This window comes from Embleya sp. NPDC059237 (genome assembly GCF_042754105.1).
In the GTDB taxonomy this organism is placed as follows: Bacteria; Actinomycetota; Actinomycetes; order Streptomycetales; family Streptomycetaceae; genus Embleya.
This window is the reverse complement of sequence record NZ_JBHZAE010000003.1, coordinates 221081-234907: the sequence shown is the minus strand read 5'-3', so window position 1 is coordinate 234907 and position 13827 is coordinate 221081. Positions and strand designations below refer to the sequence as shown.

Genomic DNA, 13827 nt, shown 5'->3' with positions numbered 1-13827 from the left:
GGTTGTGCGGGCGCGTTCACGACGTGGTCCGGGCGGGGGCCACGCGGTCGCCGCGCACGGTCTCCCCGCCGGGCAGCGCCTCGGCCGGGTCGTGCCCGGTGCCGGTGATCGTGTTGGCCGTGTCGACGAACACCACGCGCGGCTTCATCGCCCGCGCCTCGGCGTCGGTGACCTGCGCGTACGCGATGATGATCACCAGGTCGCCGGTGTGCACCAGCCGTGCCGCGGCGCCGTTGATGCCGATCACGCCGGTGCCGCGCGGGCCCGCGATCGTGTACGTCTCCAGGCGGGCGCCGTTGTCGATGTCGACCACGTGCACCAGTTCGCCGGGCAGGATGTCGGCGGCTTCGAGCAGATCCTCGTCGATGGTGATGGATCCGACGTAGTGGAGGTCCGCCTGCGTGATCGTCGCGCGGTGGATCTTGGACTTGAACATCGTGCGCATCATGACCGGGGGACTCCCGTGATCGTCAGGCGGGCGTTGTCGATGAGGCGGGTGGTGCCGACGCGGGCCGCCAGCGCCAGGATCGCCGGGCCCGCGTGGTCCGCGGCCACCGGGGTGAAGTCGTCGGGATCGACCAACTCCACGTAGTCGGGCTCGAGTACGGCCCGCAGCACCCCCACGGCCGCGGCCCGCACCGCCGCCGCGCCGTCGGCGGCGCGCCCGGCGCCCGCGTCGAGCGCGCGCCCGAGGGAGAGCGCGATCTCCCGCTCGGACGCGGAGAGATAGCGGTTGCGGCTGGACCGGGCCAGTCCGTCGGGTTCGCGGACGGTGGGCACGCCCACGATCTCGACGGGGAAGTTCAGATCGCGCACCATACGCCGGATCAGCGCCAGTTGCTGGGCGTCCTTCTCGCCGAAGAAGGCGACCTTCGGGTCGGTCAGGTGCAGCAGCTTGGCCACCACGGTGAGCATGCCGTCGAAGTGGCCGGGGCGGGAGGCGCCTTCGAGGACCGCGCCGGTGGGTCCGGCGGTGATCCGCACCTGCGGCTCGCCGCCCGGGTACACCTCGTCCACCGAGGGCGCGAACACCACGTCGGCGCCCGCCCGCGCGCTCACCGCCAGGTCGGCATCCAGGGTGCGCGGGTAGCGGTCCAGGTCCTCCCCCGCGCCGAACTGGAGCGGGTTGACGAACACGGTGACCACCACGTGTCCGGCCGGGCCGACGAACGCGCGCGCGGCGTGGATCAGCGCGGCGTGCCCCTCGTGCAGCGCGCCCATCGTCATCACCACCGCGCGCAGTCCGTGCGGGCGGGTGTCCTCGGCGAGTTCGGCCGCGGTCCGGGCCAGTCGCACATCGGTCACGGTCGGCCTCCCTCGGCCAGTACACCGAGCAGCGCCTCGGCCGCCTCGGCCTTGAGCAGCCCGGCGTTGAGCGCGCGGTCCGCGGTCAGCCGGGCCATCGCCACGTAGGCGGCCAGCGCCTCGGGCGAGACCCGACGCAGCTCGGCAACGTGCGCGGCCACCGTGCCCGCGTCGCCGCGCGCCACCGGACCGGTCAGCGCATGGTCGCCGGCGCGCAGCGCGTTGTCCAGGGCGGCGCCGAGCAGCGGCCCGAGCATCCGGCCCGGGGCCCGCACGCCGGCCGCGCCGAGCAGTTCGATCGACTGCGCGACCAGGGTGACCAGGTGGTTCGCGCCGTTGGCCAGGGCCACGTGGTAGAGCGCGCGGTCCTGCTCCTCGATCCACTCGGGCTCGCCGCCCATCTCCACCACCAGCGCCTCGGCGACCGGTCGCAGCACCTCGGGCGAGGTGACCCCGAAGGAGCAGCCGGCCAGCCGTTCCAGGTCGACGGTGCTGCCGGTGAAGGTCATCACGGGGTGCAGCGCGAGCGGCAACGCGCCGGCGCGGGTGGCCGGCTCCAGGATGGCGACGCCGTAGCGCCCGGAGGCGTGCACCAGGAGTTGGCCGGCCTTGATCGCCCCGGTCTCGGCCAGGCCGTGCACCAGGGCTTCCAGCGCGTCGTCGGGCACGGTCAGCAGGGTCAGGTCGGAGGCCGCGATGACCTCCTGCGGGGTGACCAGCGGGACACCCGGGAGCAGTTCCTCGGCGCGGCGCCGGGATGCCTCGGAGACGCCGGAGGCGGCCACCACCGAGTGCCCGGCGAGGGCGAGGGCGGCGGCCAGGGTCGGGCCGACGCGGCCGGTGCCCACCACGCCCACGCGCAGCCGCGCGGGGCGGTCGGCGGGGTCGGGCGAGCGGCCGTGCGGATACGGGCGTGCGGTGATGTCGTTGTTCACGCGAGCGAGCCTTCCGTTCCAGTCCGCGGCGGGTACCGGACGAGTACTGGCCCGATCAGGGTACTCACGCGCCGGGCGGACCGGTCCCCGGGATGGTCGGCGGGTGGGCCGGCCGCGGACTCGGCGCCGGCCACCGGTAGCGGGAGGCACCGGCCGCGTAGGAGGCCCGCAGGGCGACCTTGCGGCGGATCAGCTCCGGTCCGCGCATGCCGATCGCGCCGAGCGCGGTGAGCACGAGGCCGGTCAGCAACATCGTGCCGGTGACCACCCGGGCGACCCGCACGCTGCGCGGACCGCCCTGGGTCTGCAGCGAGTAGGCGGACGGGCTCGCTCCGTCGCCTCGGGGCGCGGATTCCACCGACGCGACGGCGCTACTGCGCTCGGGTGACGGAGCGGGAGCCGGGCCGGCGTCCAGGGCTCCGGCCGCCGCGACGATCCCGACCGCGGCGACCGCGAGCGCACAGCGGCGTCCCACGCGTATGACCAGTTGACGGCTGCCCATGGGAAGCCTCCCGGAGACCGGTGCCGATGAAACCGAGTACGAGCCTGTGCGGGCCGGGTACGAGGATTCGGCCCTCTTCGCCTTCCCCGAGTCGATCGTCTATGTGTCCCCTTTCGACCCGTGTCGCATGCCTGTCACGCTCCGGGAAACCGGAAAAAGCGCATGCGGAGACCCCGGGCGGGCCCGGCCCGCCCGGGGTCACCCTCGGTCGTCGTTCGCTACCCCAGCCGCACCGGCATCCGGGTGAGCGCGTTGTTGAGGTTGGAGCACAACCGCTCGGGCTCGCCGGTCCGCTCGATCACGGGATGCGCCGCGAGCAGCTCCTCGAAGAACACCCGGCCCTCCAGTCGGGCGATGTGCACGCCCAGGCAGAAGTGCTCGGCGAAACCGAAGGACAGGTGCGGGTTGGGCCTGCGGGTGATGTCGAAGCGTTGCGGGTCGGCGAAGATGTCCTCGTCGCGGTTGGCCGAGGTGTAGTACATCGCCACCTTCTCGCCCGCCCGGATCCGCACACCGCGCAGTTCGGTGTCCCGGGTGGCGGTGCGGCGGAAGTAGTGCAGCGGGTTGGCCCAGCGCAGGATCTCCTCCACCGCGCCCGGCACCAGCGCCCGATCCGCGCGCAGCGCGGCGAGCTGGTCGGGGTGGGCGAGCAGCGCGTCCAGCCCGGCGGAGAGCATCGTCTTGGTGGTGTCGTTGCCCGCGGTCACCAACTGCACGAAGAACCGGCCGAAGTCGAGGTCGGTCATCATCCGGCCGCCGAACTCGGACTCCAGGATCAGCGACGTGATGTCCGCGCGCGGCTCCTCGATCCGGCGCCGCGCCGCGAAGCCCATCGCGTAGCGGGCCATCTCGATCGCCGCCGTGCCGCCCTCGCCCGCCGTGTTGCGTTCGGCGAGCGCGTGGATGTGGTCCCAGTCCGCGGCCGGCAGGCCCATCAGCTCGCCGATCACCTGGGTGGGCAGCCCGGAGGTGACGTCGTGCACGAACTCGACCTCGCCGCCACCCACCCGGGCCAGGATTTCCCGGCAGATGGCCCGGATCCGATCCTCCATGCCGCCGACGACCCGCGCGGTGAAGGACTTGACCAGCGGCTTGCGGTAGGCCCGATGCCGCGGCGGATCCATCGAGAGCAGCGTGCCGCGCAGCGCCTCCAGGCGGTCCGGTTCGAGGTCCTCGACGAGGATCCCGCCCGCCTCGGCGGAGAAGATCTCGGGGTGTTGCGAGACGTACTCGACGTCGGCGTGCCGCAGCACCGCCCAGTAGCCCGGCTGCCCCGGGATGTCCTGCCAGTACACCGGCCGGGTCCGGCGCAACTCGGCGAACAGCGCGTGCGGCGGGCCGTCCACGTACCGCTCGGGGTGGTACAGGTCCGGTTCGGCCCGCTCGGCGATGGCGGTCATCGTGCCCCCTCGCAATCTCGACTCGCGGACATCCTCAACCCACCAGCACGTTCGGCCGGCCGAAACCCTGCGCCTCGCACAGCGCGCGGTAGGCCCGCAGGGTGCCGGGACCGTCGGTCACCGAGGTGATGTTCCCGTCCGCGTCCAGGTTGAGGTTGGCGCCGTACATCTGGAACCAGACCCGGGTGTCCGGCTCCACGCAGGTGAGCGTGTGCACCGATCCGGCGGGCTCGTACAGGAACGAGCCGGCCCGGTTGACGTAGTCGTACTCGGCGTACTTCCACGCGCCCGAGGTGGTGTAGCCGTACACGGGTCCGGTGTGCCGGTGCGTCTCGACCGCGAAGCCGGGCTGGAAGACGTTCTCCACGATCCACAGGCCCTCCTCCTCCTCCTTGACGCACAACACCTTGAGCTTGTTGCCGCCGCCGATGTCGACGAACGGCAGGTCGTCGACGCCGAGGTGGACAGCGGGGCGGCCGGGTGCGCTGGTGGTCATGCGATCTCCTTGGTCATGGCGGGTCCCCCGGGACGGGCGCCGCGTCCGCGGCGGCGCGACAGCATGTCTGTAACGGTGTAACAGCATGCCTCGAACGGCGCCGAGTTTCGAGGGCCGCGCAGGATGGGCAACACCATCGATCGCACGCGTACGCGCGGGGACACGTGCGGCGACGGGCACAGGGGACGGGTACAGGGGATGGGGAGCGGAGATGGGACAGCTCGACGGACGAGTCGCCGTGGTCACCGGCGGCGCCGACGGGATCGGCCGCGCGTGTTGTGAGCGCTTCGCCGAGGAGGGCGCCGACATCGTGGTCGCCGACGTGCGCGACGAGGCCGCGATGGACACCATCGAGGCGGTCGAGAAGCGCGGCCGACGGGCCACCTACATGCACACCGACCCGAGCAGTCCGACCGACACCGGGACGGTGATGCAGCACGCGATCGACACGTTCGGCGCGATCGACGTGCTGGTCACCGCGGCGGGCATCACCACGGCCGACCACGTCGGCGGCCGGCGCCGGCGGGCCGCCCCGGTCGAGTCGGACCCGATCAGGCGGTTCACCGACAGCCCGCTCGCCGAGTGGCAGCGGGTGCTGGACGTGAACCTGACCGGCACGCTCCTGGCGGTCCAGGCCGCCGCCCGCTGGATGGTCGCCCGGGGCCGGCGCGGCTCGATCATCACCGTCGCCTCGATCGCCGCGCGCCACCCCGAGACGGGCGGGCCGGGCTACGCGGTGTCCAAGGCGGGCGTGTGGATGCTGACCAAGCAGGCGGCCCTCGCGCTCGGCCCGGCCGGGATCCGGGTCAACGCGATCGGCCCGGGCTTCATCGAGACCAACATGACCGCGGTCCTGCGCGGCGTGCCGGAGCTGGAGCAGCGGCTGCTCGGCAGCGTGCCGCTGGGCCGGATGGGCACCGCGCGCGAGGTGGCCAACGCGGCGCTGTTCCTGGCGAGCGACCAGTCGTCCTACTTCACCGGCGAGATGTTGCACCCGGACGGCGGCTTCTACACCGACTGACCCGGCCGAGCCGACCAAGCCGGCCGGGTGCGCGGGCCGGGCGGTCGGCCCGCGCGCCCGGGACGCTACCGGCCGCGGGCCTTGACCAGGCCGGTTTCGTACGCCAGCACCACGACCTGGACCCGGTCGCGCAGCCCGAGCTTCATCAGGATCCGACCGACGTGCGTCTTGATGGTCGCCTCGGACAGGAACAGCCGCTGCGCGATCTCCGCGTTGGACAGGCCCTGGGCGACCAGCATCATCACCTCCAGCTCGCGCTCGGTCAGCGCGTCCACCACGTCCGGGCGGGGCTCGTGGTCGCTGGGCAGGATCGGCGCGAACCGGTCGAGCAGGCGCTTGGTCGTGCTCGGCGCCACCACCGCGTCGCCCGAGGCCACCGCCCGGATCCCGGACAGCAGCTCCGGCGGCGGCACGTCCTTGAGCAGGAAGCCGCTCGCCCCGGCCTTGAGCGCGGCGAACGCGTACTCGTCGAGGTCGAAGGTGGTCAGCATGAGCACCTTGGGCCGCACCCGACCCTCGGGCAGCACCAAGGCGTTCTCACCGCCGTCCGCGCAGATCCGGCGGCACGCCTCGACGCCGTCCATGCGCGGCATCCGCACGTCCATCAGGACCACGTCGACGTCCACGTGCCGCAGCTTGTCGAGCGCCTCGACGCCGTCGCCGGCCTCGGCCACCACGCTCATGTCCGGCTGCGCCTGCAACACCATGGTGAAGCCGGTCCGCAACAATTCCTGGTCGTCTACCAGCATCACCTTGATGCTCACTGGGCTCCTTGAAGAGTCGTTCGGGACGGGCCTGCGGCGGCGGACGCGGAATCGGACCGGCCGGCGTAGGGCAGCATCGCACTGACCGACCACCCGCCGCCGACGGTGGGGCCGGTCCGCAACCGGCCGCCCAGCATCGCGACCCGCTCGCGCATGCCGACCAGGCCGTGCCCCATGCCGTCGCCCGGCGCCGCCGCGCCCCGCCCGTCGTCGCTGATCTCCATCTCCAGGCCGGCCTCCCCGTAGCCGACGCCGACCTTCGCGGTGACGTCGGGGCCGCCGTGCTTGCGGGTGTTGGTCAGCGCCTCCTGGACGATCCGGTACGCGGTCAGCGCCACGCTCTGCGGCAATTCGACCGGCACGCCCGCGACCGTGAGCTCCACGTTCAGGCCGGTGGTGCGCACCTGCTCGACCAGTTCGTCGAGTTGCTCGACGCCGGGCTGCGGCACGTACGCCTCGGTCTCGCTCTGCGAGCGCAGCACGCCCAGGAGGCGGCGCATCTCGGCCAGCGCCTCGCGCCCGGTCGCCGCGATCGTGCCCAGCGCCTCGCGGGCGCGATCCGGCGCCGCGTCGATCGCGTACGCCGCGCCGTCGGCCTGCACCACCATCACCGACACGTTGTGCGCCACCACGTCGTGCAACTCGCGGGCGATCCGGGCCCGCTCGGCCGCGGCGGCGATCTGCGCCTGCTGGTCGCGCTCGAACTCGAGCCGGGTGGCCCGCTCCTCCAACTCGGCGTAGAACGCCCGCCGGGTACGCATCGAATCGCCCAGCACCCATGCGATGGCGAGCAGGACCACGGTGAACGTCAGGCCGAAGAGGTTGGCCTTGAACGAGGATTCGGCCGAGGAGGGGAACCGGGCGAGCAGTACGGCCGGCCCGATCAGGGTCATCGCCAGGCCGGCCCGGGAGAGCCAGCGCGGGCCCGACTTGGCGGCGGTGTACAACGACACGAGCATCGCGTAGTTGGCGGCGGTGATCGTGTTGTCCCAGACCAGCTGCATCAACCCGCCGACCACGACCAGCGCGGTGGCGGTGAACGGGCGCACCCGGTGCAGCATCATGCCCAGGCTGAGCAGCGTGGTCAGGAGCAGCCACCACCATGTGGGGGCGTCCGAGCTCGACCCGTCGGAGAAGACCTGAAGCACACCGAGGCCGAAGACCGGAATCGTGCACACCGAGTCGACCCACAGGGGGTGTGCTCGCAGCCACGCGTAGATTCGTTGCACACTTCGACGCTACGTGGGCCCCGCCCGACGCGCGTCCACCGACTTACCGAATCATCCCTCCGCCACAAGTCGCACCCCGCGCCGGGTGCGTCTCGCTCCGGAGGCCGGCCGGATCGGCTCAGGCACCGTCCGCGGGTCGTACCGGCAGCAGCGCGCGCACCTGCCAACCGCCGCCGGGCGCGGGCCCGGTCTCCAGTCGGCCGCCGAACATCGCGACCCGCTCGCCCATGCCGACCAGGCCGTGCCCCATCCCGTCGCCCGGCGCCGCCGCGCCGCGCCCGTCGTCGCCGACGTCCAGTTCGACGTCGTCGCCCAGGTAGCGCAGCCGCACCAGCGCCTTGACGTTCGGGCCGCCGTGTTTGCGGGTGTTGGTCAGGGCCTCCTGGACGATCCGGTACACGGTCAGCGCCACGCCCTGGGACAGCTCGACCGGCACCCCCTGCACGGTCAGGTCGACCGGGAGGCCGGCGTTGCGGACCCGGTCGAGGAGGTCCTCCAGCTGTTCGACGCCCGGTTGCGGGACGTAGGTGTCGGTCTCGGTCTGCGAGCGCAGCACGCCGAGCAGGCGACGCATTTCGGCCAGCGCCTCGCGCCCGGTCGAGGAGATCGTGCCCAGCGCCTCGCGGGTCAGCTCGGGCGCGTTGTCGAGCGCGTAGGCGGCGCCGTCGGCCTGGACGACCATCACCGACACGTTGTGCGCCACCACGTCGTGCAACTCGCGCGCAATCCGGGCTCGCTCGCCGGCCGCCGCGATCTGCGCCTGCTGGTCCCGCTCGCGCTCCAGCCGATCGGCCCGGTCCTCCAACTCGACGTAGTAGGCCCGCCGGGTGCGCATCGAGTCGCCCAGCACCCAGCCGATCACGAACGGGCCCATCAGCAGCAGCGTGAAGAAGATCACCCCGGTGGCGCCGACGTCCGGGTTGTCCCACCAGCGCAGCACCGCCGCGATCGGCGCGAGCACGCCGGCGACCAGCGCCGTGCGCGAGACCCAGCGCGGGCTGTACGCGGCGGCGCTGTAGGCAATCGCGGGCATCGCCAGTGCCTCCAGGCCCGGCGCCACGTCGTCGAAGAGCTGGAAGATCCCGATCACGAGGGTGGCCACCAACGCGAGGGTGGGATTGCGCCGGCGGATCAGCAGCACCAGCGACATCGCGCCGAGCGCGACCAGGTGCGGCACGTCGGGCGGACCGGGTTGATCGATGATCACCTCGAACCCGCCGAACATGAGCAGCAGCAGCGCCCACGCCCCGTCGACGAGCAGGGGGCGCCCACGGAGCCAGGCGTACAGGTGATGCACACAGGCAGGGTAGACGGGCACACACGTTCGCCCACACTCCGGACGGATCGCCACGGACCCGACCTCGATCGCACGGCAGCATCGGCGGGCCGGTACCGTCGGGTGCGATGGAACGATGGCTGACCTGGCAGGAAGCCACCCGTCGGGCGCTGTACGGAGCAGAGGGCTTCTACCGCCGGGCCGAGGGGCCGGCCGGGCATTTCCGCACCTCGGTACACGCCTCCCCGCTGTTCGCCCGGGCGCTGGCGGACCTCGCGGCGGCCTCGGGCCTGGACACCGTGGTGGACGTGGGCGCGGGGCGCGGCGAGTTGTTGATCGCGCTGTGCCGGATCGCGCCGCATCTGGAGTCGGTCGGCGTCGACGTCGCCGACCGCCCCGAGGTGTTGCCGCCGTCGATCGGGTGGGGGCCGGAGATCCCGGCCGGCCGGAATGTGCTGCTGGTCGCCAACGAGTGGTTGGACAACATCCCCGTCGACGTGGTCGAGGTGGACGCGCGCGGGGTGGTGCGGGTGGTCGAGGTGGACGTGCGCACCGGTCACGAGCGGCTCGGCGCACCGGTCGGCGGCGAGGACGCGCGCTGGCTGGAGCGGTGGTGGCCGCTGGGGGACGCGCGGCCGGGGCGGCGGGCGGAGATCGGCGCGCCCCGGGACGCGGCGTGGGCGCGGGCGGTCGGGCGGCTGGAGCGGGGGGTCGCGGTCGCGATCGACTACGGGCACGTGGGCGGGGGGCGACCGCCGTACGGGTCGCTGGCGGGGTACCGGCAGGGCCGCCAGGTGCCGCCGGTGCCGGACGGCACGTGCGACGTGACGTGCCATGTGGCGATGGACGCGGTGGCGGCGGCGGGCGAGGCCGCGGGGGCGGGCGGCACGGTCCTGACCACCCAGCGACACGCGCTGCGCGCACTGGGCGTAACCGGGCAACGCCCACCCTACGCACTCGCCCGCACCGACCCGACCGCATACCTGTCGGCCCTCCGCGACGCAGGCGAGGCAGGCGAACTCACCGCCAGAGGCGGCCTGGGCGACTTCCACTGGCTGACCCAATCAGCCCCCACCCGGTGACTCCGCGCCGAACCGGGCAAACAGCGGCAACGGGCAGAGTCCGCGCCAGGACGGCACGCAAGGCCGGGGCGGAACGGGCAGCGCGTATAGCCAAGCCGAACGCAACGGCACGTGAAACCGGGTCGGCCCACGAGCCCAACCTCACCACCCAACACAAGCGCCCCCCCGACCGGCACCAACGGCACCCCAACCAACACAATCCAGCCCGGCCGGCACGGGCGCCACGGCCGGCACGGGCGCCACCCCAACCCAACCGACACAATCCAGCCCGGCCGGCGTTTGAGGCCACCCCAGCCCAACCAACGCATGAGCCGAACCCAGCCACAAGCCCGACCCGGCCAACGTTCAAGGCCCGCACATGAAGCGCCCCCCACTCACCCCGACCGACACCGGCGGCACCCCAACCCAACCGACACAATCCAGCCCGGCCGGCGTTTGAGGCCATCCCAGCCCAACCAACGCATGGGCCGGGCCCGGCCACACAAGCCCACCCCAGCCCGGCCGGCGTTTGAGGCCATCCCAGCCCAACCGACACATGAGCCGGGCCCGGCCGCACAAGCCCACACCGGCCGGCCCGCGCCCAACGCGCGCGCCGCGTGGGCGCGGCCCCGCACCGTGGGGTCAGCTCGCGCCGAGTGCGCCCGCTGCACGGAGTTCGGCGATCTTGGCCTCGTCGTACCCGAGCAGGTCCGCGAGGACGGCCGCGCTGTGCTCGCCCACCGTCGGCGCCCGCTCCGGCACGGGAAGCGTCTCGCCGACGAACTTGATCGGCGACGGCAGTTGCTCGCAGCCGAGCCGATCCTGACCGATCCACGGGAACCTGTGCCGGAACTGCGGGTCCTCGGCGATCGTCTGCGGCGTGTTCACCGGCGCGATCGGCGTGTTCGCCTCGTTGCCGAACTCGATCCACTCGCGCGCGGTTCGCGTGGCGAAGATGTCCCGCAGGATGCCCCGCAGTTCGACGTTGCCGACCGCGTGGTCCGCGTACTTCGAGCCGGGCCAGCGCTCGAACAGGTCGGCCCGGTCCACCGCCTCGCAGAAGTTCTTCCACAACGACTGCTCGGACGCCATGAACAGCACGTGCCGGTCGTCCTTCGTCGCGTAGATCTGGTACCGGACGCCCTTCTCCATGCCACCGGTGCCGGGCGCCCGCCGGGCGTAGCCGTCCGACTTGTTCCCCGTCACCTCGGACTCGGGCCGCTCGTACGCCTTCCAGGTCTCGCTGCGCAGCCAGTCCATCGACGCGGCGGCGTCCGACTGCGCGATGTCGATCATGCCGCCCTCACCGGTGGCCCGGGCCCGGATGATGCCCGCGAGCACGCCGAGCGCGCCGAACATCGGACCGGCGTGGATGCCGATCGAGGCGTGCTCGGGCAGATACGGGAAGCCGTCCTCGTCGATCGCGGGCTTGACCACCCCGGCCCAGGTGTCGTAGGCCACACCGTGGCTGGGCATGTCCCGGTACGGACCGGTGGCGCCGTAGCCGGAGATCGTGCAGAAGACGATCCTCGGGTTGATCTTCCGCAGGTCCTCGAAGCCGATCCCGCGGCGCGCCAGCCCGCCCGGCCGCATCGCCTCGATCACCGCGTCGGCGTCCTTGACCAGGGCCTTGAAGGTCTCGATCGCCTCCGGCTTGCGCAGGTCCAGCACCAGCGACTTCTTGCCGCGGTTGACGTGGAGGTGCATCAGCGAGGTGCCCTCCACGATCGGCCACGTCATGTCGCGGATGTAGTCCCCCTGCGGCGGCTCGATCTTGATCACCTCGGCGCCGAGGTCCACCAGCGACGAGGTGATCGCGGCCGGTCCCAGCATCGAACATTCGATGATGCGAACCCCCGCGAGCGGGGCCCCACCCTTCGACTCGACCTGACTCATCGCTGCCTCCCTGCGAATATGACGATGCGTCAGATATTAACCGGCGCCCTCGCCGAGGGAAGAGGCGGAACCTGACGAGCTGTCAGATGCACCCTGGATCCAGCGTTCCGTGCCCGCTCCACGACGCCCGGTACGCGAGCGTTCGGCCTGTTCCGCGACAATCGTGTCCGCCTCCACCGCGTCCCGTCGGGCCGCCCGCACGTGTACCGGGCCCGGGGTCGAGTCGAGGTGCACCGTGGCCAGGCCCAACCGGCGCTCCCACGGTCCCTGGGTGCGTCGTACGCTCTGCACCTTCGCGTGCGGAATCACGTCGAGGATCCGGTGGAAGCGCCCGCTGCGCGCGACGAACACCTCGCCGTCCGCTCCGTACGCGTAGGCCGACCAGCCCACCGGGTCGTGCCAACGGGCCCGGCGCGGAGCCGGGATCAGCTCGATCGCGTCGATGTCCACACCCGGCAGGATCTGGCCGAGCAGCCCGTGGGCGACCGCGCGCGGCGCCACCGGCAGCAGGATCGTCTCCTTGGCGTCCGTGTCCTTGCCGCCGTAGCCGGCCACGTTGATTTCGACCCGGACCCAGCCGGGCAACCGCCACAACCACGGCTGCACGATCCGCACCGCCTGGACCCGACCGGGCGGCACGGTCTGATGCCGCTGTTCCAGCAGCCCGTGCCGCAGCCGCAACCCGTCCGGCGAGCGCGCCACGGTGAAGTCGAAGTTGCGGATCACCCGGCCCGCGGTGAACTGCCACGCGGCCAGGAACAACGGCAACGTGCCGAACACGAAAGCGAGTTCGTGCAGTACGAAGGCCAACACCAGGATCGCCACGCTCGGCGCCAACGCGGCCCACGTGCCCACCGACAGCAGTACCGAGCCGACCACCGCCGACAGCGGCACCGCCACCAACGGCTGCTCGGGCGCCTCCCCCACGTCCGGCCGCACCCCGGCGGCGCGCGCGAGCAGTTCGGCCCGCAACCGCTGCGCGTCGGCCTCGCCCAGATAGGACAGACTCGCCTCGGCCTTGTCCCCTCCCGCCACCTGCAACTGCAACTCCGCCAGCCCGAACAACCGGGCCACCAGCGGACGCACCACGTCGACCGCCTGGAGCCGGGACAGGCGCACGTGCCGGGTCCGGCGGAACACCATCCCGGAATCGATCCGCAGGTCGTCGCCCTCGATCCGGAACGTGGTGAACCACCACGACAGATAGCCGTAGGCGAACGCGAGCGGCACCAGCACGCCGAGCCCGATGATCAGCCGACTCGGGGTCGCCCAGCCGGAGTTGACGTTGTGCACCACCACGCCGAGGCAGGCCGCGATGACCACCCAGCCGCGCGCGGGCGGGGTCAGCGGGTGCAGCCGACGCGGCTCGACCGTCGGCGCGCCCGACCGCTCGCCCTGCTGTTCGACCGACGGCTCCACCGGTCGTTCGTCGCCGGTCACAGCCCCGCCGATCGGGCCTCGCCCAGCGCCGCGAGCCGGTCGCGCAAGCGCGCGGCCTCGGCGGGCGGCAGGCCGCGTACCCGTGCGTCGGAGGAGGCCGACGCGGTGTGCAGGGTCACCGTGGCGATCCCGAAGTGCCGCTCCAGCGGACCCGCCGCGACGTCCACGAACTGCATCCGCCCGTACGGCACAACCACCAGCCTGCGCAGCAGCACGCCGTGTTCGATCAGGAGGTCGTCGGCCCGCTCCGCGTAGCGCCACGAACGCTGGTTGCGCCGGATCAGCGGGAGCGCCCAGGCCCCGAAGCCGGCCACACCCACCACGAACACCGCGCCCGCCCACCACACGACCAGCCACCCGAGCAGGCCGCCGCCGAGTATCGCGAACAGGATGCACACGCCGAACAGCAGCGCCCGACGCATCCGGTACAGCTGTTCCGAAACGGAACGCCAGTCGAGGTCGGGGGGTGCCAGGGCGTCGTCGGCCGGTTTCATAGGGGCAA

General features: G+C 72.5%; 14 protein-coding genes. 2 read left to right on the top strand and 12 right to left on the bottom strand.

Annotated features, from left to right (window positions below; all coding sequences use genetic code 11):
• Positions 1-16 precede the first annotated feature (16 nt).
• The 6 genes from panD to ACFXKZ_RS11630 form a co-directional block, all read right to left on the bottom strand.
• Complete coding sequence (gene panD, locus ACFXKZ_RS11655; protein ID WP_379999047.1) at positions 17-448, bottom strand: aspartate 1-decarboxylase; 432 nt, start codon at positions 446-448, stop codon at positions 17-19.
• Positions 445-1305 carry a pantoate--beta-alanine ligase gene (gene panC / locus ACFXKZ_RS11650; protein ID WP_379999045.1) on the bottom strand — a complete coding sequence of 287 codons (861 nt, stop codon included), beginning with the start codon at positions 1303-1305 and terminating at the stop codon, positions 445-447. The genes panD and panC overlap by 4 nt, the downstream gene beginning before the upstream one ends.
• Positions 1302-2240, bottom strand: a complete 939-nt coding sequence (locus tag ACFXKZ_RS11645; RefSeq protein ID WP_379999043.1) for a Rossmann-like and DUF2520 domain-containing protein — start codon at positions 2238-2240, stop codon at positions 1302-1304. Before ACFXKZ_RS11645 ends, panC begins: the two co-directional genes overlap by 4 nt.
• Before the next feature lie 64 nt (positions 2241-2304).
• Positions 2305-2742: a hypothetical protein gene (locus tag ACFXKZ_RS11640; protein WP_379999041.1), complete on the bottom strand. Its 438-nt coding sequence runs from the start codon at positions 2740-2742 to the stop codon at positions 2305-2307.
• Between the two features lie 218 nt (positions 2743-2960).
• The gene (locus tag ACFXKZ_RS11635; RefSeq protein ID WP_379999039.1) at positions 2961-4142 is read right to left on the bottom strand and encodes a cytochrome P450; all 1182 of its coding nucleotides are present in this window, start codon (positions 4140-4142) and stop codon (positions 2961-2963) included.
• 34 nt (positions 4143-4176) lie between these two features.
• Entirely contained in the window at positions 4177-4638 is a 462-nt protein-coding gene (locus ACFXKZ_RS11630) for a 2,4'-dihydroxyacetophenone dioxygenase family protein (protein WP_379999037.1), read from the bottom strand.
• Positions 4639-4849: 211 nt separating this feature from the next.
• Between ACFXKZ_RS11630 and ACFXKZ_RS11625 the strand changes: the two genes are divergently transcribed.
• Positions 4850-5659 carry an SDR family NAD(P)-dependent oxidoreductase gene (locus ACFXKZ_RS11625; RefSeq protein WP_379999035.1) on the top strand — a complete coding sequence of 270 codons (810 nt, stop codon included), beginning with the start codon at positions 4850-4852 and terminating at the stop codon, positions 5657-5659.
• A gap of 65 nt (positions 5660-5724) precedes the next feature.
• Here ACFXKZ_RS11625 and ACFXKZ_RS11620 read toward each other — a convergent pair whose 3' ends face one another.
• The 3 genes from ACFXKZ_RS11620 to ACFXKZ_RS11610 form a co-directional block, all read right to left on the bottom strand.
• Complete coding sequence (locus tag ACFXKZ_RS11620; RefSeq protein ID WP_078976573.1) at positions 5725-6423, bottom strand: response regulator transcription factor; 699 nt, start codon at positions 6421-6423, stop codon at positions 5725-5727.
• Positions 6420-7652 carry a sensor histidine kinase gene (locus ACFXKZ_RS11615; RefSeq protein ID WP_379999032.1) on the bottom strand — a complete coding sequence of 411 codons (1233 nt, stop codon included), beginning with the start codon at positions 7650-7652 and terminating at the stop codon, positions 6420-6422. Before ACFXKZ_RS11615 ends, ACFXKZ_RS11620 begins: the two co-directional genes overlap by 4 nt.
• A 118-nt stretch (positions 7653-7770) precedes the next feature.
• Positions 7771-8949, bottom strand: a complete 1179-nt coding sequence (locus ACFXKZ_RS11610; RefSeq protein ID WP_379999030.1) for a sensor histidine kinase — start codon at positions 8947-8949, stop codon at positions 7771-7773.
• Positions 8950-9056: 107 nt separating this feature from the next.
• Here ACFXKZ_RS11610 and ACFXKZ_RS11605 point away from each other — a divergent pair, with 107 nt between their 5' ends.
• A complete protein-coding gene (locus ACFXKZ_RS11605) occupies positions 9057-10010 on the top strand; it encodes an SAM-dependent methyltransferase (RefSeq protein WP_379999028.1) in 954 nt (317 codons plus the stop codon).
• Positions 10011-10631: 621 nt separating this feature from the next.
• Here the strand turns inward: ACFXKZ_RS11605 and ACFXKZ_RS11600 are convergent.
• From ACFXKZ_RS11600 to ACFXKZ_RS11590, 3 genes are read right to left on the bottom strand one after another with little or no spacing between them, the layout of a single operon-like run.
• Positions 10632-11885, bottom strand: a complete 1254-nt coding sequence (locus tag ACFXKZ_RS11600; protein ID WP_379999026.1) for a CaiB/BaiF CoA transferase family protein — start codon at positions 11883-11885, stop codon at positions 10632-10634.
• Between the two features lie 36 nt (positions 11886-11921).
• A complete protein-coding gene (locus ACFXKZ_RS11595) occupies positions 11922-13325 on the bottom strand; it encodes a PH domain-containing protein (RefSeq protein ID WP_379999024.1) in 1404 nt (467 codons plus the stop codon).
• Positions 13322-13819, bottom strand: coding sequence for a PH domain-containing protein (locus ACFXKZ_RS11590; RefSeq protein ID WP_101897100.1), 498 nt, complete (start codon positions 13817-13819; stop codon positions 13322-13324). The genes ACFXKZ_RS11595 and ACFXKZ_RS11590 overlap by 4 nt, the downstream gene beginning before the upstream one ends.
• Positions 13820-13827 lie beyond the last annotated feature (8 nt).

Bases quoted from the DNA above. Each gene is read 5' to 3' on its own strand.
- ACFXKZ_RS11600 (WP_379999026.1), bottom strand. From the start codon at position 11,885: ATGAGTCAGGTCGAGTCGAAGGGTGGGGCCCCGCTCGCGGGGGTTCGC.
- ACFXKZ_RS11635 (WP_379999039.1), bottom strand. From the start codon at position 4,142: ATGACCGCCATCGCCGAGCGGGCCGAACCGGACCTGTACCACCCCGAG.
- ACFXKZ_RS11590 (WP_101897100.1), bottom strand. From the start codon at position 13,819: ATGAAACCGGCCGACGACGCCCTGGCACCCCCCGACCTCGACTGGCGT.
- ACFXKZ_RS11605 (WP_379999028.1), top strand. From the start codon at position 9,057: ATGGAACGATGGCTGACCTGGCAGGAAGCCACCCGTCGGGCGCTGTAC.
- panD (WP_379999047.1), bottom strand. From the start codon at position 448: ATGATGCGCACGATGTTCAAGTCCAAGATCCACCGCGCGACGATCACG.
- ACFXKZ_RS11640 (WP_379999041.1), bottom strand. From the start codon at position 2,742: ATGGGCAGCCGTCAACTGGTCATACGCGTGGGACGCCGCTGTGCGCTC.
- ACFXKZ_RS11630 (WP_379999037.1), bottom strand. From the start codon at position 4,638: ATGACCACCAGCGCACCCGGCCGCCCCGCTGTCCACCTCGGCGTCGAC.
- ACFXKZ_RS11625 (WP_379999035.1), top strand. From the start codon at position 4,850: ATGGGACAGCTCGACGGACGAGTCGCCGTGGTCACCGGCGGCGCCGAC.